This is a genomic window from Burkholderia reimsis, from assembly GCF_003294055.1.
Taxonomy (GTDB): domain Bacteria; phylum Pseudomonadota; class Gammaproteobacteria; order Burkholderiales; family Burkholderiaceae; genus Burkholderia; species Burkholderia cepacia.
Genome location: NZ_QMFZ01000001.1, coordinates 266841 through 291113, shown reverse-complemented (window position 1 = coordinate 291113; position 24273 = coordinate 266841). Strand labels below are relative to the sequence as shown.

Here is a 24273-nt window from a genome sequence, read left to right as displayed (position 1 = left end):
CTTCGCCGAGCAAGCCCTTCTCCAGTTCAGACAGTGAGCCATCCTGACCGATTTCGCCGATCGCCGGCTCGCTCATGCGGGTTTCCATCGCGGCTTCTCCTTCGCTGTCCGATTGCGCACGCGGTCGCACGTCGCCTTTCGCGTCACATGACCGCGCCGCGCAGCCACGGCACGAACTCGCGTTCGCCGATGCCGTTGTCCTCGCTGCGGGATCGTCGTCCGGAGGCAACGTCGAGCATCAGCCGGAACAGCCGCTCGCCCGCTTCGCCGACCGAGAGCGAACCGGCGACGATCCCGCCGCTGTCGAAATCCATGTCCGATTGCATCCGCTCGTACAGGCCGGTCGTCGTCGCGATCTTGATCGTCGGCACCGGCTTCGAGCCGAACACCGAACCGCGGCCCGTCGTGAAGCACACGAGATTCGCGCCGCCGGCGATCTGCCCGGTGGCCGACACCGGGTCGTAACCGGGCGTATCCATGAACACGAGCCCCGCTTGCCGCACCGGCTCCGCATAGTCGTAGACCGCGCGCAGCGGCGAACGGCCGCCCTTCGACACCGCACCGAGCGATTTCTCGAGGATCGTCGTGATGCCGCCGGCAAGGTTGCCGGGCGACGGGTTGTTGTTCATTTCGCCGCCGTTGTCGGCGACGTAACGCTCCCACCACTGCAACCTGCCGAGCAGACGCTCGGCCACGTCGCGCGACGCCGCCCGCGCGATCAGCAGATGCTCGGCGCCGTAGATCTCGGGCGTCTCGGACAGAATCGCGGTGCCGCCGTTGCGGACCAGCAGATCGACGGCCGCGCCGAGCGCCGGATTCGCGGTGATGCCCGAGTAGCCGTCGGAGCCGCCGCATTGCAGGCCGACCGTCAGCCGCGAGGCCGGCACGGCGCTGCGACGCGCGCCGTCGGCCGCCTCCAGCAACTCGCGCACGATCGACACGCCTTTGGCCACGGTGTCGCGCACGCCGCCTTCGTCCTGGATCACCAGCGTGCGCACGGTGCCCGGCGCTGCCGCGTCGAGCCGCTCCGCGAGCGCGCCGACCTGGTTGACCTCGCAACCGAGGCCGACGAGCAGCACGCCGGCGAAATTCGGGTTCCGTGCATAGCCGACGAGCGTGCGTCGCAGCAGTTCGATGCCGTCGCCGGTCGCCGACATGCCGCAGCCGCTCTGATGGGTGATCGCGACGACGCCGTCGACATGGCCGAACGCGTCGAGCGCGCCGTGCCGGTATGCATCGGCGATCGCATGACAGACACTCGCCGAACAGTTGACGCTCGCGATCACGCCAACGTAGTTGCGCGTCCCCACGCTGCCGTCGGGACGCACGAATCCGTCGAAGGTATCGCGGCGATCGGCCGGAACGTCGTGCGTGTCGCCCGCCGGCCCGTCGTCGTGCGCATGCCGCTCAGGCATCCCGACGTTATGCACGTGCACGTGCTCGCCCGCGGCGATGTCCCGCAGCGCGACGCCGATCGGCTGCCCGCATTTGACGATCGCGTCGCCACGCGCGATCGGCGTGGTGGCGATCTTGTGACCGGCCGGTATCGCGGCCGCCGGCCGCAGCGGTGCGCCGTGCACGTCGATCGGCACGTCCGGCGCCAGCGCATCGAGTGCGACGGCGACGTTATCGTTGCCGTGAAGGATCACGATGGTCGGTTGCTTCACGATGGTCTTCTCCCAGTCGTTGCGGCCACCGGTTCGCAGCGGGCGACGAGTTGCCGCAACCGCGGTTGTTCGGCCGCCAGCGCCAGCGAATCGGCGAGCGCGAGCAGCGGCTCGATCCGCCGCGCGACCTTCTCGCGATGGTTGACCGCGATATCGGCGATGCGATGCGCGAGAAACGGATTGAGAAAGCGCTCGCGCACGCTGTCGACGTAGCGTTCCGCCGTTTCGCGCAAGCCCAGCGCCACGAATACCGGCGCGACTTCATCGCGCCACACGGCTTCGAGACCGTCGCGCAACCGCGCGTCGTTCATCGCGTCCAGCACCGTTTCCGATGCGTCGCGCCCCGCCGCGAGCCACTGCTCCGCGAGCCAGCTGTGCCCGAGATTGAGGAAGAACAGCTTCAGGCGCTCGTGGCTGCGCAAATCGTCGGTGACGACGATCTGAGCGTGCGTGCACGGCAGCGCCATGCCGGCACGCCGCTCGATCGCCCATAGCGCGTAGGGCTCCGCGATCGCGCCGACCGGATGAAGCGGCTCGGACACGATGCGGTCGACGAGCGAGTTGACCCACACGCAGCGGTTGCCCAGATAGTCGGCGAACGCGTCGGGCAGCCGCCACCGGCGCGCGAGGTCCAGCACGATGTCGCGCAGCGTGTCGCCGTTGTTCGTCACCAGTTCGCAAGGCAGGATGGAGACGCCGTCATCGGGCCGCACCTGCCAGCGCGCATGCAGCAGCGCCAGCAGCTTCGCCGGAAAGCCGTGCGGTGCGTGCTTCGGCTGGGCCAGCAGGTCCACGGTGTCGCGTGGATCGGCGCGATACCCTGCGTCGCCGGTGTTCGACACGATGACGCGTACGGTCTCGATCGCGGCGCCGCGTATCTCCGCCCAGTCGTGCTCGGCGCCCCACGCGCGCTGCACGGCGCGGCACTCGACGACTTCGTCGACCACGCCGCCGCGGTCGCGCCCGCGAATCCGCACCGGATAGCGACCGGTGGCGCGCAGCGCGTCGATGCGGGCGCGGCTGGCCGGATTGCCGGTCGTCTGCACGATGCCGATGCCGCCCATCGCATTGCCGTCGTCCAGCGCCTGCGAGACGAACAGGTCGACGTGCGCGAGCAGGAAGCGGCTCGTGCCGAACTGCAGGATCGGCGGCGTCATCGCATGCGCTCCGCGTGCCGGATTCGATCGATCAGCATTCGACGAGCGCCTTCACGACGGTCTGCCCCGCATCGAGCAAACGCGGCAGCGCATCCGGCACCTCTTCGAGCCGCATCCGGTGCGTGTTCAGCGCGCGGTCCGGAATACGCCCCCCGCGCATCGCGTCGAGCACCGTCGCGAAATCCTCGGCCGTCGCATTGCGGCTTGCGAGCAGCGTGGTTTCCCGCTTGTGGAATTCGGGATCCGAAAAGGCGACGTGCCCGCGCACGATCGAGATCAACGTGTATTTGCCGCCGTGCGCGACGAATTCGAAACCGCGATTCATCGCATCGAGGTTGCCTGTGGCGTCGAACACCGCATCGAAATACTCGCCGTTCGTCAACGCCGCGAGACGCGCCGCGTCATCCGCGCCCACCTCCACGGTCGCATCGACCGTCAGATGTTGCCGGCAAAACGCCAGTCGATCCGCCCGCGTGTCGAGGCATGTGACATCGGCGCCACGCAGCTTCGCGAAGATCATCGCGGCCATGCCGATCGGCCCGGCGCCGACGACCAGCGCCCGCTGCCCGGCGCGGACGTCCGCGCGCCGCACCGCATGCGCACCGATCGCGAGGAATTCCAGCATCGCCGCCTGGTCGAGCGAAATGCCGTCGGCCTTGTGCACGAACTGCGCGGGCACGCTCAGGTATTCGGCGAGCGCGCCGTCGCGATGCACGCCGAGCACCTTGATGTTCACGCAGCAATTCGTGTTGCCGTGCCGACAGGCGATGCAGTGCCCGCACGACAGATACGGCATCACGTACACCGCGTCGCCGACGCCGAGCCCCGACTCGGGTTCCGCCTCGACGACGACCGCCGAAAGCTCATGCCCCATCACGCGCGGATAGTCGAGGTACGGCTGGTTGCCGGTGAAGATATGCAGGTCGGTGCCGCAAATGCCGACCCGTTGCACGCGCAACAGTACTTCGCCGCTGCCGCGTACGGGCAGTTCGCGCTGCTGCACGCGCAGCACGCCGGGGGATTCGCAAATCACGCTGAGCATGTCGGGTTCCTTTCGTTCTGGTTCATTCGTCGTGGCGTGCGGTGTCGATCCGGTAGAAGCGGTGTGCGTTGCCGCCGAAGAGGCCGTCCAGCGCCGCGGCGCCGAGCAACCGCGCGCAATCGTCCTCGCACGCGGCCAGCCATTCGCCGTAACCGCCGCACGCCGACGCCAGCCGCAGCACCGGCCAGTCGCTGCCCCACATCAGGCGCGTCGGCCCGAACAGCTCGGCCAGCGCGTGGACGTACGGCCGCGTGCGCGCGCGCACGGCGTCGGGACCAGCCGACGGCCCTGCTTCGGTCCAGAGGCCGGACAGCTTGCAATGAAGGTTCGGCAGGCGCGCAAGCCGGCCCATCGCCGACAGCCACGGCTGCCATTCGCCGCGCTCGATGAACGGCTTCGCGCCATGGTCGATCACGATCGGCAGATCCGGATGGCGTCGCGCGAATGCATGCAGCGCATCGAGATGGCGCGGCATCACCAGTGCATCAAAACGCAGCCCGTGCTCGAGCATCGCGGCGACCGCGCGATCCAGCCGCGGATCGTCGATCCACGCGTCGTCGGGCAGATCCTGCAGCATCGGTCGCAAGCCGCGCGCCTTTGGCGCGGACGCAAACGCCGCGATCCGCGCCGGTGCGTCGTCGGCCTTCAGGTCGACCCAGCCGACCACCGCGCCGACGCTCGGCGTTTCGTCCGCGAGATCGAGCAGAAAGCGCGTGTCCGCTTCGCTCGGCAGCGATTGCACGAGGACGGTGGTGTCGATGCGCGCGGCGTCGAGCAGCGGCGCGAGATCGGCCAGGCCGAAATCCCGGTGAATCGCATCGAGTTCGGCCGGCGGCCAACTGCCGGCCCGTGCGTCGATGCGCCAGTAGTGCTGATGGGCGTCGATGCGCATGGTCATGCGTGGGCTCCCGGAACCGGCGCGTGCGCCGCGATCAACCCTTCGTCGCGCAGCGCATCCCACAGTTCGGCCGGCGCGGGACGCTCGAACCAGTCGATGTTCTGCTTCAACTGCGCCACGCTGCGCGCGCCGACCACGCACGATACGACGGCTGGATGACCGAACGGAAACTGCAATGCGGCGGCGGGAAGCGGCACGTCGAAGCGGTTGCACAGCGCGCCGAGCCGCGTGGCCTTGTCGATCACGTCGGCGCTCGCGTCCGCATAGTTGAACTTGCCGTTGCCGGCGAGCAGGCCGGAATTGAACACGCCGCCGATCACGATCGCCGTCCCGTCACGGGCGCACACGTCGAGCAGCGGCTCGAGCGCCGTCTGTTCGAGCAGCGTGTAGCGGCCGGCCAGCAGCACCGCATCGAGCGCCGCTTCGTTCAGCGCGTCGGCCGCGACTTCCCATTCGTTCACGCCGAGACCGAACGCGCCGATCTCGCCGCTGGCGCGCAACGCATCCAGCGCGCGAAACCCGCCGCCGCGCGTCAACTGTTCCCAGTAGTGCGCGTGACGATCGCCGTGCGTCATCGCGCCGATGTCGTGCACGTACAGCATGTCGATCCGCGCGAGCCCGAGCCGTTGCCGGCTGTCGTCGTGCGAGCGCATGATGCCGTCGTAGCTGTAGTCGTAGACGGGCCGGAACGGCAGCGGCTCGGCCCAGCCGTCGTCGCCCGGCCGCACGCTCGCGTCGGCGCGCATCAGCCGCCCGACCTTCGTGCTGAGCGTGAACGCGCGGCGCTCGCGCGGGGCGAGCCCCGCGCCCACCCGCCGCTCGGACAGCGTGTAGCCGTAATACGGCGCGGTGTCGAAGTAGCGCAGGCCGGCCGCCCACGCGGCGTCGACAAGCGCGGCGGCGTCGGCTGCCGACATCGGCCGATAAAGGCCGCCGAGCTGCGAGCAGCCGAGACCGAGCGCGGACACCGTCAGCCCGCTGCGCGGCAAGGTGCGCGTATCGTTTGCGTTCATGAGTGGTAACTCGATGCGTGCAAGCGGCACGGGTGATCAGTACAGGACATTCTTCGCTGCCTGCGAATCGAGGTTCTGCTTGTCGACCATCACGACGCCGGTATCGATCAGCTTCGGCGCGGGCTTGCGCTCGATCACGTCGAGCGCCGTGCGCACGCCCTGGTTCCCCATCTGCCACGAGCCCTGCACGGCGATCGCCTGCACGGTGCCGTCGCGCACGAAGCCCTGCAGGTCCTCGTTGCCGTCGAACCCGATCGCCACCACCTTGCCCGCCTTGCCCGACTGCTTCAGCGCACGGCCCATGCCGACCGCGGTCGGCTCGTTCGCGCCGAAGATGCCCTTCAGGTCAGGGTTCGCCGACAGCACGTCGGTCGTCTGGTTCAGCGCGGTCGCCATTTGCGATTGCGAGTAGTACGGGCCGACGACCTGCAGCTTCGAATGGCTCTCGATGTACTTGCGGAACCCGCCGACGCGGCTGACCTCGGAGCCCGCGCCCGGCACGTACGACATGATCGCGATCTTGCCCGACTGCCCGACGCGGTCGATCAGCGCTTTCGCGCACAGCGCGCCCGCCTTCTCGTTGTCGGTCGACAGGAACGCCTGGTAGTACGGCTTGCCCGCGTCCGCGATCGCCGAGTCGATCAGCACGACGGGAATGTGCGCTTCCCACGCCTTCCTGATCGCGGGCACGAGCGCATCGGGATCGGACGGCGCGAGCACGATGCCCGCCACGTGACGCGTGACCGCGTTGTCGACCATGTTGACCTGCCCGCTGATGTCGGACTCGGCCGCCGGGCCCTGGAACGTCATCGTGTAACCCTTGGCGCCGTCGAGCGCCGCCTTCGCGCCCTTCTGCACGTTCTGCCAGTAGTTCGAATTGACCGTCTTGACGATCACGGCGATCTCGCCGCCCGCCGCATACGCGCCGCTGCTGCACACCGCGAACACGCACGCCGATGCCGCCAGCAGGATGGATTTGTTCATGTCTCGCTCCGCTTCTCGTTGGTAGGGACTGCTTGCTGCCGGTCAGGGCCGGCGATTGCGCAACTGGTCGATCCACACCGTGCCGAGGATCACGACGCCGATGATGATCTGCTGGATGAAGCTCGACACGCCGTTCATGTTCAGGCCGTTGCGCAGCACGCCGATCACGAACGCGCCGATCGCCGTGCCGGAGATCGTGCCGACGCCGCCCATCAGCGACGTGCCGCCGATGACCGAACTGGCGATCGCGTCGAGCTCGTACATCACGCCTTCGTTCGGCTGCCCGGTGACGAGCCGCGACATCAGCACGCAGCCGGTCACGCCCGCGAGCGCGCCGGACAGCACGTAGGTGAACAGCTTCACGCCCTGCACGTTCACGCCCGACAGCCGGGCGGCTTCCGCGTTCGACCCGACCGCATAGATATGGCGGCCGAGCGACGTTCTCGACAGCAGCACGGACACCACGACGAACAGCACGACCATGATCACGACCGGATACGGAATGCCGGGAAAGGTCGTGTCGGGGAACCCGTCCGCGCCGATGCGCGAGATCCGCAGCAGCGCGCCGTTGCCGAGCGCGCCGAACGCGTCGCCGAGATCCGATACCGGCCGCGCGCCGGTGATCTGCAGCGCGATGCCGCGCGCGACGAGCATCATGCCGAGCGTCGCGATGAACGGCGGCAGGCCCATCTGCGTCACGCAGATGCCGTTGACGAGCCCGCACAGCGCGCCGACCAGGATGCCGGCCGCCATCGCGGCGGGCACCGGCACGCCGGCCTTGACCAGCAGCGCCGCGCACACGCCGGCCAGCGCGAGCACCGAGCCGACCGACAGGTCGATGCCGCCCGTGATGATCACGCAGGTGGCGGCCACGCCCAGATAGGCGATCGACGTGACCTGCAGGCCGACGGTCATCAGGTTGTCGACCGAGAAGAACGCCGCGCTCGAGATCGAGAACGCGAACACGAGCACGACGAGGCTGCCCAGCGCCGCGAACTTCTGGATCAGGTCGCGCCGCCGCTGTCGCGCCGCCCGTTCGTCGGCCTGGCTTCGATCGGATGTCATTTCAAGCATGGGAACGCCCCGACGCGTAGTGCATGATCTCCTCCTGACTGGTGTGTTTCGTATCGAGAAATGCGGTCAATCGACCTTCGTGAAAAACGGCGATCCGGTCGGTCATGCCCAGCAGTTCGGGCAGTTCCGAACTGATCAGCACCACGCCGACGCCGTCGGCGGCGAGCCGGTCCATCAGCCCGTAGATCGCGAATTTCGCGCCGACGTCGATGCCGCGCGTCGGCTCGTCGAAGAACAGGATCTTCGAGCCGCGGTACAGCCATTTGCCGATGACGACCTTCTGCTGGTTGCCGCCGGACAGGTTTCGGACGCGCTGGTGCACGGACGGCGTGCGAATCGCGAGGTCCTGCACGTAGCGGCGCGCGACGTCGAGTTCGTCGTCGAAGCGCAGGAATCCGAAGCGTGACGTGATGCCGCGCACGTTCGCGAGCGTGAGGTTCGCCGCGACGGGCATCGGCAGCGCGAGCCCCTCCTTCTTGCGATCCTCCGACAGATACGCGATGCCGTGCCGGATCGCCTCGCGCGGCGAGCGGATCGTCACGGGCCGGCCGTGCAGCGCGATCGTGCCGCCGTCGGGGCGATCCGCGCCGAAGATCGCGCGGGCGATCTCGGTGCGCCCGGCGCCCATCAAGCCCGCGAAACCGAGGATCTCGCCGCGGCGCAGCGCGAACGACACCGGCCCGAACACACCGTCGCGCCGCAGGTCCCGCACGTCGAGCAGCACCTCGTCGGTCGGCACCGATTGCCGCGACGGATAGGCGTCGTCGAGCGTGCGTCCGACCATGCGCGCGACGATGTCGTCGATGCTCACGTCGGCGAAAGCGTCCGTCGAGATGTGGCGCCCGTCGCGCAGCACCGTCACGCGATCGACGATCTGCGCCATTTCGTCGAGCCGGTGCGAGATATACAGGATCGCCACGCCGTCGGCGCGCAGTTCCTCGATGATGCGAAACAGCTGCACCGTTTCCGTTTCGGTCAGCGACGACGTGGGTTCGTCCATGATCAGCACGCGCGCATCGTGCGACAGCGCCTTCGCGATCTCGACCATCTGCTGCTGCGCGATGGACAGCACGCCGACCTTCGTCGTCGGCGCGACGTTCAGGCCGATGCGCGCGATGCAGCGCGCCGCCTCCGCGTTCATGCGTTTCGTATCGACGAACGGCCCGCGCCGCGGCTCGCGCGCGAGGAACAGGTTCTCCGCCACGCTCAGGTGCGGGACGAGATTGAGCTCCTGATGAATGATCGAGATGCCGGCCGCCTGCGCTTCGGAGGCCGAATGAAACCGCACCGGCGCGCCGCGATAGTGAACGACGCCGTCGTCGGGCAGGTACTGGCCGCTGATGATCTTCATCAGCGTCGATTTGCCCGCGCCGTTCTCGCCGCACACCGCATGCACCTCGCCGCGGCGCAGGTCGAGGCGAATCCCGTCGAGCGCGAGGACGCCGGGGAAGCGCTTGCGAATCCCGTCCAGGCGCAGGATCTCCCGGTCCGGTTCGTCCTGCGCGGCCTGACCGGGCAGATTGCGAGGCATTGCCATTGCGTCTCCTGGGGATGGATCGACCTCGGCACTAACCGGTCAGTCCAATTTGGATGAATTACAGCAATCAAACCCATTTTGGTCAAGCCAATTTAATTATTTACATCTGATCTTACCAATAGTGAAAACCCGGACGTCCGGATGAACGCGCCGCTGCACGGGGCGATGCGTCCGGCGTGATAGACTCCGCGACACGCGCTTGCGCCCGAAGCGCATTGATCCCTATCACTCGGATGAAATCGACAGAACCCAAGCGGCTTTACCAATCGGTCGCGGCCCAGATCGTCGCGTTGATTCGCCAGGGCGAATTCGCGGTCGGCGAGCGGCTGCCGCCCGAGCGCGAGCTGGCGCTGACGCTCGGCGTGTCGCGGCCGTCGCTTCGCGAGGCGCTGATCGCGCTGGAAATCGGCGGGCAGATCGAGATCCGGATGGGCTCCGGCGTGTATGTGCGCGATACGGCCGCCGACGCTGTCGGCCCGATGGCCACGCTCGGCGACAGTCCGTCGGAATTGATGCAGGCCCGCGCGGCCGTCGAAGGCAGCGTCGCGGCCCTGGCCGCCGCGCGGATGACGGCCGCGATGCTCGAGCGGCTGCGCCGCACCGTTCAGCGCATGAAGCGGCTCGCGGAGGCCGGCAAATCCCCGGTCGAAGCCGACCGGCAGTTCCACATGCTGATCGCGGAAGCCGCCGGCAACTCGGTGCTCACCCGCTTCGTCGGCGAGCTGTTCGACAGCCGCCATGACCCGATCGCGGCCGCGATGCGCGGCCATGCGGAGAATCCGCAGACGTGGACCGCCGCGGTGCGCGAACACGAGGACGTGCTGCTCGCGTTGCAGGCCGGCGATCCGATCGCGGCGCAGACGGCCATTCGCGCGCATCTTCGCGCGTCGGAAGCGCGGTGGATCGAGGGTGGGCTGAAAGCCGATCCGGATTGAGCTGAACACGCACGGGCGCCGGCGCGCGTCGGCGAGCGCGGTGTCGTGCATCGCGTGGCGCCGTGCCCCCTGCAATTTCACTCATATTTCTCGCGCAGGCGTGACGAAAGCGCTATCCGGCCTTCACCACGCCATGGTTTGTTTCCCCGCCGTTCGGCATTTCGGGAAACCCACCCATCCCCTCGCTCGCATCCGTGCGCCCCACCGTTTCGCTCCCCGTACCAATCCTCAAAATTACGATTGCAAATGCCTCTCATTTGCATTAAATTGCCGCGCAAATGTACTGTTTGGAACACCGATGTCGGCGCAAGGCCGCCCGCCGTGCCCGAACGCGAACGACACGAAAGGGAGAGGTATGAGCAGGAGGAACTGGGCGGCCGCACCGATGGCCATCGTCGTCGGCGCGACCGGCGTGGGCACGGCCGACGCGCAGGAGGCGACGCTGCCCACCATCGAGATCTCGGGGCAGCGCGCGAGCGCGCCGTTTCGCACACGTGACTCGACGAGCGCGACGCGCGGCGAGGCGGACGTGATGAAGATCCCGTTCGCGGTCAGCAGCGTCGATGCGAAACTCGTGCGCACGGTCGCGGCGACGCGCGGCGAGGACCTGTACGACTGGGTCGCGGGCGTCGCGCGGCAGAACAACTTCGGCGGTCTTTGGGACAACTACGCGGTGCGCGGCTTCGCCGGCGACGGCAACACGTCCGGCACCGACTACCTGGTCAACGGCTTTTCGTGGAATCGCGGGATGAGCGTGCCGCGCGACACCGTCAACCTCGAGCGCATGGAAGTGCTCAAGGGGCCGGCGTCCGCGCTTTACGGCCGCGGCGATCCGGGCGGGATCATCAGCTATACGACGAAGCAGCCGCAGTTCGCTCGCGCGAACACCATCGGCGTGTCGGCCGGCAGCTACGGCGCGTTGCGCCAGACACTCGATTCGACGGGCCCCGTCACGAAATCGCTCGCGTACCGCTTCGTCGCGATGAACGAGAACAACGGCAGCTTCCGCGATACGGTGTCGAGCAAACGCTACCTGTTCGCGCCGTCGTTCACGTGGGACATCGGCGCCGACACGACGCTTCATTACGAATTCGAGAGTGCGCGCCAGCGCGCGCCGCTCGATCGCGGCGTGGTCGCGGTGGGCGGGCAGCTCGGTGCGATTCCGGCATCGCGCTTCCTCGGCGAGCCGCGCGACGGCGACTACGACGTGCGCAATACGGGCCATCAGTTCACGCTCGAGCATCGCGTCGATGCGAACTGGTCGGTCAACGCCGGGTTCGCGCAGCGCACCACCGACCTGTCCGGCCGCTCGTCCGAGGCATTCGCGCTGCAGCCGGACGGCCGCACGCTGTGGCGCCGCTACCGGCAAGTCGCGTTTCATTCGAACGACCTGCAGGGCCGCATCGAAACGGCCGGCAAGTTCCGAACCGGCGGCATCGGCCACACGCTCGTGCTGGGTGTCGATGCGTACCGCTTCAACTACGACCAGTTCGTCGCGCGCTCGACGCCCACGGCCGCCGCGCCGTATGCGATCGACATCTTCGATCCCGTCTACGGCCAGCCGGCGCCCACGCCGCGCACCGCGACCAACCTGCTCGAGCGCGACGACGGCCAGGGGCTCTACGCGCAGGACACGCTCGCGTTCGGGCCGCACTGGAAAATCCTCGCCGGGCTGCGCTGGGATCGCTTCCACCAGTCGGTCGAGAACCGCCTGAAAGGCACGACGAGCAGCCAGGTGCAGACCGCGTTGAGTCCGCGCATCGGCATCGTGTACGAGATGAGCCCCGCCCTGTCGCTCTATGCGAACACCGCGTATTCGTTCCGGCCGAACAACGGCGCCGACGTCGACGGCCGCGCGTTCGATCCGGAGAAAGGGCACGGCTACGAAGCCGGCGCGAAATGGGCCGGCGCGCGCTGGCTCGCGACCGTCGCGGCGTTCTACGTGACCAAGCGCAACGTGCTGACCGCCGATCCGGCGAACGCCGGCTTCTCGCGCGCGGCCGGCGAGGTGCGCAGCCGCGGCGTCGAATTCGAATGGAACGGCGATCTCGGCCACGGCGTGCGCGGCCTCGTCAACCTTGCGTATGTCGACGCCGAAGTCACGCACGACGCGGTGCTGACACCCGGCGCACGCCTCGTCGACATTCCGCGCCTGAGCGGCAGCGCGCTGCTCCTGTACGAAACCGCGGTACCGTTCGCGGACAAGGCCGGTGCCGGCGCCGGCCTGATCTACGTCGGGCGCCGGGCCGGCAATACCGCGAACACGCAGGACGGGTTCGAGCTGCCGGCCTATGCGACCGTGCAGCTGAACGGCTATGTGCAGGTCAACAAGCACCTGCGTGCGTCGGTCGTGCTGAACAACCTGTTCAATCGCACCACCTACGTCAGCTCCTACAACAGCCTGTGGGTCACGCCGGGCGCGCCGCGCAGCCTGTTCGCGTCGCTCGCCTATACGTTCTAGCGGGGGTTGGCCGGCCGGCGCCGTGCTTCATGCGCTTCACGCGCCGAGCACGAGCCGCGCCGCCAGCGCGAGCAGCAAGGCCGGCAACATCACGCACGCGCCGACCGCGAGGAACGCGCCGAACCCGACCTGCAACCCTTCGCGCCGGATGGCCGCGAGCCACAGAATCGTCGCGAGCGATCCGGTGACGGACAGGTTCGGCCCCAGGTCGACGCCGATCAGGATCGCGTCGATCACCGTTTGCGGGCTGCGTGCGGCGTCGACCGTCGAACTCGCGATGAGCCCCGCAGGCAGGTTGTTGACCAGGTTCGACGCCAGCGCGATCGCAACGCCCGCCGCGGCCGCGGCGGTCTGCTCGCCGCTTGCCGTCAGCGCGCGCAGCAGCCCGGCGAGCGCACGCACCGCACCGCTCCGGTCGAGCGCCTCGACGAGTACGAACAGCCCCGCGACGAGCGGCAACACGCTCCATGAAATCGCGCGAACGATCGGCATGCACGCGGTGCGATCCTTGACCAGCACGCATGCGACGGTGACGATCCCCGCCGCCGCGGTCGGCAACCCGAGCGGAAGATCGAGCGCCGACACCGTCATCAGCGCGGCGGCCGTGATCGCGATGCCGGCCAGCGCGATACGCCCGCCGCCGGTGAGCGGCCGCGTCGGCAAACCGGATTCGCACCGGCCGCCGAGCGCGTGCCGCTGGGTCATCCGAAGCATCAGGAACGTGCATGCGATCGATGCGACGGACGGGATCGCGAAGTGGGCGAGCCATACGCCGAGCGACGGCATGCGCGCGCCGTACAGCACGAGATTCGCGGGGTTCGAGATCGGCAGCACGAAACTCGCCGCGTTCGCGACGAACGCGCAGATGTACAGCAGCGGCAGCGGATCGGCCTTCGCCCGGCGCGCGGCCGCGATGACCGCGGGCGTCAGCACGACGGCGGTCGCATCGTTCGACAGGAAGACCGTCGTCACGGTGCCCACCAGGTAGACGAGCGCGAACAGGCGCCGGGGCGAACCCTGCGCGAGATTGACGACGCGCGTCGCGACCCAGTCGAACAGCCCTTCGCGCCGCGCGACCTCGGACAGCAGCATCATGCCGGTCAGGAACAGGTACACGTCGCCGCCCTTCGCGACGGCGTCGAGCGCCGGATGCACGGGCAACAGGCCGCACACGACCAGCAGCAACGCGCCGCTCACGGCCCAGGTTGCCTCGGGCCAGCCGAACGGGCGGGCGATGACGCCCGCCGTGGCGAGCGCGGAAATCAGCCATGCAAGCGAAACGGAATTCATGGGCAGGTCGGGAATCGCAGGGAGAAGGAAAGCACGTTCAGGACGACGCGGCCGGCAGGTCGGCCGGCTTGCCGCACACGCTGCTCAGCGCTCGCGCGTGACCGAGCCAGAGCGCGAGCGCGCCCGTCGACACGGCGCCCAGCACGACGAATGCGACCGGATAACCGAAGTGCTGCGCGAGCACGCCGCCCAGCACGGGACTGAGCGCCGCGCCGATCCCCTGCGCGGTCGCGACGGCGCCCTGCCCGGCGTTCACGCGGCCGGAGCCGTGCAGCAGGCGCACGACGAGCGCCGGCACGACGACGCTTTGCAGGCCGGCACCGATGCCGTCGAGCACCTGCACCGGCCAGACGCCCGCCTCGCTCATCAGCACGGCGGCAAGCACGCCCCGCACCGGCAACACCAGGTAGGAAAGCAGCAGCACGCGCCAATAACCGTGCGCGCGAATCAGCCGGGGCGCGACCCACGCGGCCGCGATCATCACGAGCTGCGCGATGACGATGGTTTGCGCGGTGAACATGCTCGCGTTGCTGCGATGCGTGGCGACCACGCCCATTCCGTAGAGCGGCAGCATCGCCGCGTTGCCGAGATGAAACAGCGCGAGCGACGCGCCGAGCAGGACCAGCGGCCGGTTCGAGACGAGCGTGCGCAAGCCGCCGGCGGGCGGCGCCGACGCGCCCATGGGCGGATCATCGCGCACGGCATGCGTGCGCGGCTCGGCATGGTCCAGGCCGCGTGCGCACGCGTGGTCGATGGCCCGCGCGGGAATCGCCAACGTACTCGCGATCGCGAGGAGCGTGAACACGGCGACGAGCGCGAACACCGCGTCGAAGCCCGCATGCCAGCCGAGCCATCCGGCGAGCGCCGCACCCACCACGTTGCCCGCATGGTTCGCCATCTGGTTGCGGCCGAACTGCCGGTCGAAACCCCGCCGGCGCGCGATGCCGAGCGTCACGCCCGCGACGGCCGGCGCCAGCGCCGCGCCGCCGACGGCGGCCAGGATCTGCGATGCCGCCACCGCCGGATAACCGTCGGCGAACATCAGCGCCAGCGAGGCCAGCGCCGTCACGGCGGTGGCCGTGACGATCAGCGCGCGCTTCGCGCGCAGCGCATCGACGAGCGCGCCGGCCGGCGGCGTCGCGGCCATCGCGGCGAGCCCGGCCAGCGTCATGACCGAGCCGATCGCGTCGGCGCTCCAGCCGCGCGACAGCAGGATCACGCCGACGAACGGGCCGATGCCGGCCTGCACGTCGGCCAGGAAGAAATTGAGCGCCTCGAGCGCGCGCGCCGCTCTCATCGTCGACGGGCAGTCATTCGTCGTCCACATCGACGAGCTCGGCGATCTCGCTCACTTCGAGCACCGCGCCGTACCGCGTGACGACGCCTTGCCCCCACGCCATGACGTGGATACCGGCGCGCAGATAGTCGCTCAGCTCGGCTGCCGCATGCGGTGGCATCCGCAGCACGACACCGTTCGTCAGCAACGCGCCGTTCAGCTCGCCTTTCGGGCCGTGCAGCGCGAACGCGACTTCGCCGCTCATCTCCATCAGCTTGCGGCCGCCATGCGGCGGCTTCGGCGCACCGGGCACGGGCCCGTTGTCGACGATGTCGACGCCGTGGCGCCCGGTCAGCTGCACCGCCACGATCATCGCGGCGCCGCGCGACTTGACGCCGCGCACGCGAATGCGGTCGCCCACCTCGACATGGCGAACCAGTTCGCGGCCCAGGTGCGGCGGCACGTGAACCTGCAGGTCGCCGTTCAGGATCAGGCCGTCGATGTCCCCGTGCGGGTTGAGCAGGAACTGTGTGACGCGGCCGCGCGTTTCGGGCAGGCAGGCGGGATCGATCCAGTGCATGGCAGGACTCCTTGTGGGATGGCAGGAAGACGACGCGCGATCAGCGCACGACGTCGTCATAAAGATTCACGACGCGGCCCGGCGAGCCGAATGCGGTGGCCTGCAGCGCTTCGCCGTAGGCATTGCGCGTGCCGTATCCGACCGCGGCAACGCGCGCGCCGGGTACGAGCAGCGCGCCGAACTGCTGGGCAGCCGGCACCGTCAGCTTGACGATCGCGCCGCTGTCGAGCATCACGCCGTCCGGCTCGCCGCGCGGTGCGCGCGTGACGCGCCGCACGACACCCGACACGCTGAGGCGGGCCAGATTGACGCCGCGCAGCGCGGGCGGCATCGGTGCGGCGGATGGCGGCGGCTGGTCGGACAACGATGCGCCGCTGCGGTCGTTGCGCACGACGCGCGCGTGGATGTCGTCGCCGACGCGACGTTCGCCGGCCACCGTTACCCGGTCGCCCGGCCGCGCGAGCGCGATCAGCTGCGTGCCGAGATGCGGCGGCACGCCGACGAGCGTCCCGTCGGTCAGCACGAAACCGTCGACCGCGCCTTCCGGGTTGATCGTCAGGCGCGAAAGCGTGCCGGACACGAGTGTGTCGGAGGCGACGGGCGACTGCGGCGGAGGCGGAAGAGGAGCCGGTTCGAAACCGGCGCGCGGCGGCGCACCGGGCGGTTCGTCCGCACGCGGCGGGGGTGGAATCTGCGCGGCGCAGGCGGTCGCTGCGGCGATCAGCGCGGCGGCACAAAGTCCGGCACAGCTGCGGCGAACGGCGACGCGGCGCGGTGGCCGCGAACGCGCGGCGCGTGGGGTCGACTTCATGGCGGGCTCCGGCAACGGGTTGCGATGCCGTGATATCTGCAACACGCGTGCCAGCACCCATGTGCCCGCCGGGCCGCGTATCGAACCATGAATCGTGCAACTCGTGTCGGGATTCCCGACACGTTTTACCCGCCGTTGTCGGGAATCCCGACAGGCGTCATGGCGCCGCTAGTCGTCGCGCTCGATACCCAGATGGGCCATGCGCGCATAGAGCGACTGACGGCCGATGCCGAGCTGCCGTGCCGCCTCCGCGCGATTGCCGTTCGCGCGCTCGAGCGCGCGCAGGATCACGGCGCGCTCGACCGCCGCCAGCGCGTCGGGCAACGGCATGTCGAACAGCGGCGCAGGCAGCGCGAGCGTGTCGCCGCCGGACGCAAGCCCCGGCACGACGCCGAGCCCGAGATCGGCCGCGCCGATGGCCGGCCCGGGCGCCAGCGCGGCCGCCCGCTCCATCACGTTGCGCAGCTCACGCACGTTGCCCGGCCAGCGATGATCGAGCAACGCCCGCTGTGCGTCGTTCGTCAGGTGCAACGGGCGCGCGCCTGCCGCGCACGCCAGGAAATGCGCGGCCAGCGGCAGGATGTCGGCCACGCGATCCGCGAGCGGCGGCAGGTGCAGCGGAATCACGTTCAGCCGGTAGAACAGGTCTTCGCGAAACGTGCCGTTCGCGACGGCCTCGGCGAGATCGCGGTGCGTCGCGGCCACCACCCGGATGTCGATCGCCGTCGGACGATCCGCACCGAGCGGCGTCACCTCGCGCTCCTGCAGCGCGCGCAACAGCTTGGCCTGCATGGCGGTGGGCATGTCGCCGATCTCGTCGAGAAACAGCGTGCCGCCGTCGGCCTCGACGAGCCGCCCGGCGCGATCGACGTGCGCCCCCGTAAACGCGCCGCGTCGATGCCCGAACAGTTCGCTTTCGAGCAGGTCGGCCGGAATCGCCGCGCAGTTGACCGCGACGAACGGCCCGGCATGCCGCATCGACGCGGCATGCAGCACGCGCGCCGCCACTTCCTTGCCGGTGCCCGTCTCGCCGGTGACGAGCACGGTCGCGTCGCTCGTCGCGGCCCGGCCGATCTGCTTCTGCACGTCGCGCATCGCGGCGCTCACGCCCAGCAGCCGGGGGCGGGCCGATGCGGGTTCGCGCGCAAACCCGCCATCGTGCGGCTCGACGGCCGCCGGCGGTGCGTTCGCGGAAACGATGCGCGCGAGCAGTTGCGCGATGTCGCGACGCCCGATCGGCTTGGTCAGGTGATCGAACGCGCCGAGCCGCATCGCGTCGATCGTGTTGTCGCTGGTCGCATGCGCGGTCAGCATCACGACCGGGATCGCGGCCAGCGCCGGATCGTCGCGCAGTTGCGCGAGCACCGCGAGCCCGTCCAGGTCCGGCAAGCGGAAATCCAGAAAGATGCAGTCGACGCGGCCGCCGTCGCGCAGCGCGCTCAACGCCGCGCGCCCGGTCCCGGCTTCGACGACCCGATGACCGAGATCGGCGAGCGTCTCGGCCAGGCCGTCGCGAAATGCCGCGTCGTCGTCGACTATGAGGATGGTTGCCATGGGATTTCAATGACGAAGGATGCGCCGTGCGGAACGTCGTCGAGCCAGGCCTGGCCGCCATGCGCCGCGGCCACTTCGCGGACGACGGCAAGACCGAGGCCGGTGCCGTCCGCCCGCCCCGTCACGAACGGCTCGAAAATCCGCTCGCGCTCCTCGGCGGGAACCCCGGGGCCGGTATCCGACACGGTGATCCGCAGCCAGTCGCGTCCGGCGGACGTGCGACGCGCGGCGGCGAGCGTGACCGCACCGCCGTCGCCGGCATGGCGCAGCGCGTTGAGCAACAGGTTGTCGAGCGCGCGACGCATCTGGTCGGGATCGAACATGGGGAACGCGGCGGGCTGCGCAAGGCGTTCGCCCTGCTCGCCGGGCAGCCATGCGAGATCGATCGCCTGCCGCTGCGCGAGCTCGCGGTGCGTGTCGACGACCTGCGCGAGCCACGCGTCGACGTCGACGCGCGTCGCATGCGGGCTGACTGGCTGCGTCAGCGCGAGCAGGCCCGACAGTTGCGCATCGATGCGTTCGATCTGCACCAGGATCACGCGCAGCGCGTCCTGCTGCCGTCGGCTGTCGCCGGCCAGCGCGTTTTCGGCTTTCAGACGCATCGCGCCCATCGGGTTGCGAATCTCGTGCGCGACCTGCGCGGCCAGTTTGCCGAGCATCCCGAAGCGTTCCGCCTGCGCGAGCCGCGTGCGGAGTTCGGCGGCCTGCTGTTGCAGTTGCTCGGCACGCCGTGCATGCGCGTTGAACGCATCGATGATCCGGTCGAGATCGGGCTCGCCGACATACGGCAGGTGCGGTGCGCGGCCGTCGGGCGCCAACCCCGCTTCGATCCGCGCGAGATTGCCTTTCCAGCGCCGCAGCGCGATGGCGAGCGCCGCCGCGATCGCGAGAATCACCGCGAGCACGCCCGCAAGGCCCGTCGCCAGCAGCTCGCCGTGCCGGCCGAGCGGCGGGCGGGCGCGCGTCAGCATCCAGACGAACAGGCCCGACCCGGCGCGAACCGGACACGCCGCCGCGATCACGGCATCCTGCGCGCCCTCGACCGCATTCGACGCCGTGGCACGCGTCGCGGCGGCCGCGCGCAGCGTGCGGAGAATCAGCGGCGTTTCCGCGTCCGGCACGTCGCGCTTGATGCCGCTGCCTTGATAAGTCGGAAAGGAATACGCAAGAAAACCGCTCGCCGCGGGTGCGCCGCCGGCCGTCCAGAAACCGCCTTCCATGTCCGGCGCGCGCGCCAGGACGATATCGAGGATCGCATGCATCAGCGCCGAATCGGGCTGCGCGCCGGCCTGCGCGGCGGACGCATCGTAGCGCGACGCGACCGCTTCGCAGGCCGCTTCACCCGCGGCCCGCGCGCCGGCGATCTGCTGCCCTTCGGCGGAACTGGCCATCACCCAGACAACCGCGACGAGCGTCGCGCAGAGCGTCGCGACGAGCGCCCAGAGCATGACGAGTTGAGTGGAAAACGGCGGACGCTTCATCGGATCGGGCAGGCGGTCGAGGGCGACAGGATAACGTAAAGCATACGACGCCGGGACCCGCGCCGCCGGCCTGCCGGATCGGGCAGGACATCGCGCCGAAGGGCAGCGGCCGCGATCGGGAAAGGCCGCTGAAAGATCGAAGCGCTAGACTGCCTCCGGCTCGACGCCCCCAACCCGCCCCCTCGAGGACCGCATGCGCGCCATTTCTTTCCGAAGGCTATCGGTCGCGTTGTTCACCGTCGGCGCGCTGCTCGGCGCCGCGTCCGCCAGCCGCGCATGCGACGTGCCCGCGCCGGTGCGGACGATCGATCCGCCCGGCTATTACGACGACCCGACCGGTTATGCGCGCGACGTGAAGCCGATGCGCGATTTCATCGCGAAGCTGAACGCGGCGGCGGAACACGCCGACTGGTCGTGCGCGCTGACCCTGCTCGACAGCTGGGCGCAAGCGGATGCGCTGATGGGCAAGATCACCGGTTATCAAGGGTATGACGAGCGTTCGTGGGCCGGCACCGACTTCGCGATGGTGATCCTGCGCATGCCGCGCGGCATGCGCGAAGCGAACCGCGCGCAGTTCAACGCAATCGACCCGTGGCTCGAACGCATCGCGATCGCCACGCGCGATTCGGAAGCAATCAACCACCTGCACAACAACCTCGTGTACTGGGCGGGCCTCGACCTGATCGCCATCGGCACCGTGACCGACAACGCGAGCCTGATCGATTCCGGCCTGCTGCGGGTACGCGAAGGCATCCGCGACATCGGCGCCGACGGTTCGCTCGCGCGGGAAGTCAAGCGCGGCAACCGCGCGCTGCACTATCACACCTTCGCGCTGCTGCCGCTCGTGTTCGCGGCGGAACTCGTGCAACGGCGCAAGATCGACCTGTACCGCGAAAACGGCGGCGCGATCGGCCGCCTCGCCAACCTCGTGATCGACGCGGTGGAAAATCCCGACAGTTTCAGGACGATCACGCCGGTCAGGCAGGACCTGTTCCCGTGGACGTTCCGCGACGAGCTGAGCTGGGTCGAGCCGTACTACGCGCGCTTCGGCGATCGCCGCCTGCCGGCGATCATCGCGCCGCGCCGCCCGTTCAGCGAATGGCGGCTCGGCGGCGACGTGAGCGCGGTGTGGGGTGCACCGCTGCCGTAACGGTCGCCGCGCGCGTTCGGGAGGTTTCGCCGCCGCGACGGCGAAGCGAGCCGGGCCATGATCACGGATCGTGTCGACGCCCGTTTCAGCCGCTTTCCAGTGCGAAATTGTTCGGGCGACGCACGACCTCGCACGACCTCGCACAAACGGCGCCTGCCAGGCCATTCACGTATCAGCGTGCAGCGCCCGGAACGGGCTCGTTCATCGCATCGCCGTAGCGCTCCGCGCGCTCGACGATGCGCGCGAGCCGGATGATGTCGGTCAGCGCGAAATCGTTCGCGTCCGGCCTCGGACGATCATGCTCGTCCGCCACGCGCATCGCGAACGCGAGCGCTTCCGAGCGCTCGCGCAACAGCGTGCGCAGCGCATCCGCGATGATCCGGCGATCGCGCGGATCGCCGAGGCCGAGCGCGGCCCCGCGATCGTATTCGACGGCCGGCGCCGCGAGCGGCGACGCCGTCAGCATGGAGATCCCGCGCATCGGTACCGTGTTCCGTTTCATGTCCACCTCCCGTTGACGGGCGGCCAGGGCGCGACGCCTCACCGCCGGTTCGACCGCGACACCACGTCGATCCACACCGCCAGCACCAGCACCGCGCCCTTGACGATCATCTGCCAGTACGCGTCGACGTCGAGCATCGACATGCCGTTGTCGAGGCTCGCCATCACGAGCGCGCCGATCAGCGCGCCGTACACGGTGCCCGAGCCGCCGCGCATCGACGTGCCGCCGATGAAGCACGCGGCGATCGCGTCGAGTTCGCCCATCGTGCCCGCCGACGGCGAACCGGCCGCGAGCCGCGCGGTGTTCACGATGCCCGCGAACGCGCACATCAGCCCCATCAGCGCGAAGATCGCGAGCTTCACGCGGTCGGTATCGACGCCGGACAGTCGCGTCGCCTCGAGATTCGAGCCCACCGCATAAATGCGCCGGCCGAACACGGTCTGCGTCGCGATCCACGAGAACACGCCGAGCAGCGCGAGCAGCAACAGCACCGGCACCGGGATGCCGCCGTAGCGGTCGAGCGTCGCGACGAACGCGAACAGCACGGCCCCCGCGCCGACGATCTTGACGGCGTCCTGCCACAGCGGCGCGACCGCGAGCCGGTAGCGGCGCCGCGTGCCGCGCTGGCGCACGACCAGCAGCGCGACGAGCGCGAACAGCAGCAGCGCGAGGCCGTCGCCGGCCACGCGCGGCAGGTAGCCCTGCCCGAGGAACACGAAGCCGTCGGACACCGGGGCGATCGTCGAGCCGCCCGTCACGCCGAGCAGGATCCCGCGAAACGCGAGCATCCCGCCGAGCCCGACGATGAACGACGGCACGCGCCGGTAGGTCGACCACCAGCCGTTGAAAAGCCCGATCAGCACGCCGAGCGCGAGCACCGCCGGGACCGTCGCGGCGACGGGCCAGTGGCGGTTCACGTCGAGGATCGCCGCGACGCCGCCGAGCAGCCCGAGCAGCGAGCCGACCGACAGGTCGATCTCGCCCGCGATGATCACGAACACCATCCCGCACGCGAGCATCCCTGTGATCGACATCTGCCGCAGCAGGTTCGACACGTTGCGCGGCGTGACGAACGCGCCGTCGGTCAGCACCGAGAAGAACGCCCAGATCGCCGCGACCGCGAGCAGCAGCGCGAGGATCTTGTAGCGCACGAAGACCTGGCGAAGCTGGCTGCCGGTCGAGCGCCCGGCCGGTTGCCCTGCTTCGTGGCCGCTTGAACGGCGCGCATCCGCGTCCTGCGTCGCCGGGGTGGAGGAAGAAAGTTCGGAATTCATGTCGCACTCGCTGCGGTGGGTTCGGTCGGGCGCCGGCCGGATTTCAGCGCGGCGCCGAGGATCTGTTCCTGTGTCAGGCCGTCGTTGACGAAGTCGCCGCGCAGCTCGCCTTCGCCGATCACCAGCACGCGATCGGCGAGCCCGAGCACCTCGGGCATTTCCGACGACACGACGATCAGCGCGACGCCGCGCTTCGCGAGCGCGAACACGAGGCGGTAGATCTCCGCTTTCGCGCCCACGTCGACTCCGCGTGTCGGCTCGTCGAGAATCAGCACCTGCGGCTCGGCCAGCAGCATCTTCGCGAGCACGGCCTTCTGCTGGTTGCCGCCGGACAGGCTCGCGATCGGCAGGAACGGATGCGCGGCACGCACCGACAGCCGCTGCATCTCGGTGCGGATCGCGTCCAGCTCGGCGGCCGCGTCGATCCGGCCGCGCGCCGCGAAGCGCCGCAGCACCGTCAGCGTGATGTTGTGGCCGACACCGAGCTGCGGCACGATGCCGTGGCGCTTGCGGTCCTCAGGCACCATCGCGATGCCGGCGCGGATCGCATCGGCGGGCGTGCGGATCGACAGCGGCCGGCCGTTCATCAGCACGGTCGCCGTGCACGCGCCCGGATACGCGCCGAAGATCGCCTGCATCAGCTCGGTCCGCCCCGCGCCGACGAGCCCGGCGACGCCGAGGATCTCGCCGCGCCGCACGCTGAACGACACGTCGTCCACCCGCTTGCGGCGCGGGTTCGTCACGTCGCGGCAGGTCACGTGGCGCGCTTCCAGCACGACGTCGCCGATCTCGTGCGGCTCGCGCGGGTACAAGTCGCGAATCTCGCGGCCGACCATCATCGCGATGATCCGGTCGGTCGTCAGCGCGCGCATCGGCTCGGTCGCGACATGGCGGCCGTCGCGGATCACCGTCACCGTGTCGCACACCGCCTCGACCTCGTCGAGCTTGTGCGAGATGTACACGCACGCGACGCCGCGGCGCTTCAGGTCGCGCACGATGTCGAGCAGGATGCGCGTTTCGGACGCGCTCAGCGACGACGACGGTTCGTCGAGGATCAGCAGCTTCGCGCGCTTGTTCAGCGCCTTCGCGATCTCGATCAGTTGCTGGTGGCCGCCGCCGTAGTTCATCACCGGCTGCGCGACGTTGATCGAGTCGATCCGCAGTTCGTGCAGCAGTGCCTCGGCACGCTGCACCATCGCCGCATAGTTCATGCGGCCGCCCGGCAGCGTGATCTCGTTGCCGAGGAAGATGTTCTCGGCCACCGACAGCTCGGGCACGAGCATCAGTTCCTGGTGGATGATCACGATGCCCGCGCGCTCGGTGTCGCGCACGCCGGACGCGACGAGCGGCGCGCCCTCCCAGCGGATCTCGCCCTCCCACGTGCCGTGCGGATACACGCCCGACAACACTTTCATCAGCGTCGATTTGCCCGCGCCGTTCTCGCCGCACAGCCCCACGCACTCGCCGGGCCGCACCACCAGGTCGATGCCGTCGAGCGCCTTCACGCCGTCGAATTCCTTGACGATGCCGCGCATCGTCAGCAAGGGTTCGGTCATTCGCTCATGCCTCGCAGTGTGCGCGCGGACG

20 protein-coding genes are annotated in these 24273 nt (G+C 69.4%); 3 read left to right on the top strand and 17 right to left on the bottom strand.

Features of this window, described 5'->3' with window-relative positions; all coding sequences use genetic code 11:
* Window positions 1-143: 143 nt before the first annotated feature.
* From DPV79_RS01270 to DPV79_RS01235, 8 genes are read right to left on the bottom strand one after another with little or no spacing between them, the layout of a single operon-like run.
* Window positions 144-1667, bottom strand: coding sequence for a UxaA family hydrolase (locus tag DPV79_RS01270; RefSeq protein ID WP_113044558.1), 1524 nt, complete (start codon window positions 1665-1667; stop codon window positions 144-146).
* Window positions 1664-2824: a mannitol dehydrogenase family protein gene (locus DPV79_RS01265; RefSeq protein ID WP_113044557.1), complete on the bottom strand. Its 1161-nt coding sequence runs from the start codon at window positions 2822-2824 to the stop codon at window positions 1664-1666. The genes DPV79_RS01270 and DPV79_RS01265 overlap by 4 nt, the downstream gene beginning before the upstream one ends.
* Before the next feature lie 31 nt (window positions 2825-2855).
* Window positions 2856-3866, bottom strand: a complete 1011-nt coding sequence (locus DPV79_RS01260; RefSeq protein ID WP_113044556.1) for a zinc-binding alcohol dehydrogenase family protein — start codon at window positions 3864-3866, stop codon at window positions 2856-2858.
* A gap of 22 nt (window positions 3867-3888) precedes the next feature.
* Window positions 3889-4764 carry an amidohydrolase family protein gene (locus tag DPV79_RS01255; RefSeq protein ID WP_113044555.1) on the bottom strand — a complete coding sequence of 292 codons (876 nt, stop codon included), beginning with the start codon at window positions 4762-4764 and terminating at the stop codon, window positions 3889-3891.
* Window positions 4761-5777 (bottom strand): aldo/keto reductase, encoded by a 1017-nt coding sequence (locus tag DPV79_RS01250; protein ID WP_113044554.1) that lies wholly within the window; start codon window positions 5775-5777, stop codon window positions 4761-4763. The genes DPV79_RS01255 and DPV79_RS01250 overlap by 4 nt, the downstream gene beginning before the upstream one ends.
* Before the next feature lie 36 nt (window positions 5778-5813).
* Window positions 5814-6761: an ABC transporter substrate-binding protein gene (locus DPV79_RS01245; RefSeq protein ID WP_113044553.1), complete on the bottom strand. Its 948-nt coding sequence runs from the start codon at window positions 6759-6761 to the stop codon at window positions 5814-5816.
* Window positions 6762-6803: 42 nt separating this feature from the next.
* Window positions 6804-7835: an ABC transporter permease gene (locus DPV79_RS01240; protein WP_011549867.1), complete on the bottom strand. Its 1032-nt coding sequence runs from the start codon at window positions 7833-7835 to the stop codon at window positions 6804-6806.
* Window positions 7828-9372, bottom strand: a complete 1545-nt coding sequence (locus tag DPV79_RS01235) for a sugar ABC transporter ATP-binding protein (protein WP_048027418.1) — start codon at window positions 9370-9372, stop codon at window positions 7828-7830. Before DPV79_RS01235 ends, DPV79_RS01240 begins: the two co-directional genes overlap by 8 nt.
* Window positions 9373-9605: 233 nt before the next feature.
* On the opposite strand from DPV79_RS01235, the gene DPV79_RS01230 reads away from it, so the two are divergent.
* The gene (locus DPV79_RS01230) at window positions 9606-10307 is read left to right on the top strand and encodes a FadR/GntR family transcriptional regulator (protein ID WP_059492907.1); all 702 of its coding nucleotides are present in this window, start codon (window positions 9606-9608) and stop codon (window positions 10305-10307) included.
* A 355-nt stretch (window positions 10308-10662) separates the two neighbouring features.
* Entirely contained in the window at window positions 10663-12768 is a 2106-nt protein-coding gene (locus DPV79_RS01225) for a TonB-dependent siderophore receptor (protein ID WP_113044710.1), read from the top strand.
* Window positions 12769-12804: 36 nt separating this feature from the next.
* On the opposite strand, the gene DPV79_RS01220 is transcribed toward DPV79_RS01225, so the two are convergent.
* The 6 genes from DPV79_RS01220 to DPV79_RS01195 all read right to left on the bottom strand — a co-directional run bounded on the left by DPV79_RS01220 (window position 12805) and on the right by DPV79_RS01195 (window position 19760).
* Window positions 12805-14058: an arsenic transporter gene (locus tag DPV79_RS01220; protein ID WP_059813180.1), complete on the bottom strand. Its 1254-nt coding sequence runs from the start codon at window positions 14056-14058 to the stop codon at window positions 12805-12807.
* 37 nt (window positions 14059-14095) lie between these two features.
* A complete protein-coding gene (locus DPV79_RS01215; RefSeq protein ID WP_113044709.1) occupies window positions 14096-15355 on the bottom strand; it encodes an MFS transporter in 1260 nt (419 codons plus the stop codon).
* A gap of 13 nt (window positions 15356-15368) precedes the next feature.
* On the bottom strand, window positions 15369-15914 hold the full coding sequence (locus DPV79_RS01210) for a hypothetical protein (protein ID WP_021163229.1): 546 nt from the start codon (window positions 15912-15914) through the stop codon (window positions 15369-15371).
* A 40-nt stretch (window positions 15915-15954) separates the two neighbouring features.
* The gene (locus DPV79_RS01205; RefSeq protein WP_226193319.1) at window positions 15955-16494 is read right to left on the bottom strand and encodes a hypothetical protein; all 540 of its coding nucleotides are present in this window, start codon (window positions 16492-16494) and stop codon (window positions 15955-15957) included.
* A gap of 399 nt (window positions 16495-16893) precedes the next feature.
* Complete coding sequence (locus tag DPV79_RS01200) at window positions 16894-18279, bottom strand: sigma-54-dependent transcriptional regulator (protein ID WP_113044552.1); 1386 nt, start codon at window positions 18277-18279, stop codon at window positions 16894-16896.
* Window positions 18261-19760 carry a sensor histidine kinase gene (locus DPV79_RS01195; RefSeq protein WP_113044551.1) on the bottom strand — a complete coding sequence of 500 codons (1500 nt, stop codon included), beginning with the start codon at window positions 19758-19760 and terminating at the stop codon, window positions 18261-18263. The genes DPV79_RS01200 and DPV79_RS01195 overlap by 19 nt, the downstream gene beginning before the upstream one ends.
* A 193-nt stretch (window positions 19761-19953) precedes the next feature.
* On the opposite strand from DPV79_RS01195, the gene DPV79_RS01190 reads away from it, so the two are divergent.
* Window positions 19954-20910, top strand: a complete 957-nt coding sequence (locus tag DPV79_RS01190; protein WP_113044550.1) for a mannuronate-specific alginate lyase — start codon at window positions 19954-19956, stop codon at window positions 20908-20910.
* Window positions 20911-21082: 172 nt separating this feature from the next.
* On the opposite strand, the gene DPV79_RS01185 is transcribed toward DPV79_RS01190, so the two are convergent.
* The 3 genes from DPV79_RS01185 to xylG are packed head-to-tail and all read right to left on the bottom strand — an operon-like array spanning window position 21083 to window position 24242.
* Window positions 21083-21412 carry a hypothetical protein gene (locus DPV79_RS01185; protein ID WP_021163235.1) on the bottom strand — a complete coding sequence of 110 codons (330 nt, stop codon included), beginning with the start codon at window positions 21410-21412 and terminating at the stop codon, window positions 21083-21085.
* Window positions 21413-21450: 38 nt separating this feature from the next.
* Window positions 21451-22686 (bottom strand): sugar ABC transporter permease, encoded by a 1236-nt coding sequence (locus tag DPV79_RS01180; protein WP_021163236.1) that lies wholly within the window; start codon window positions 22684-22686, stop codon window positions 21451-21453.
* Window positions 22683-24242, bottom strand: a complete 1560-nt coding sequence (xylG, locus tag DPV79_RS01175; protein WP_113044549.1) for a D-xylose ABC transporter ATP-binding protein — start codon at window positions 24240-24242, stop codon at window positions 22683-22685. The genes DPV79_RS01180 and xylG overlap by 4 nt, the downstream gene beginning before the upstream one ends.
* Window positions 24243-24273: the final 31 nt, after the last annotated feature.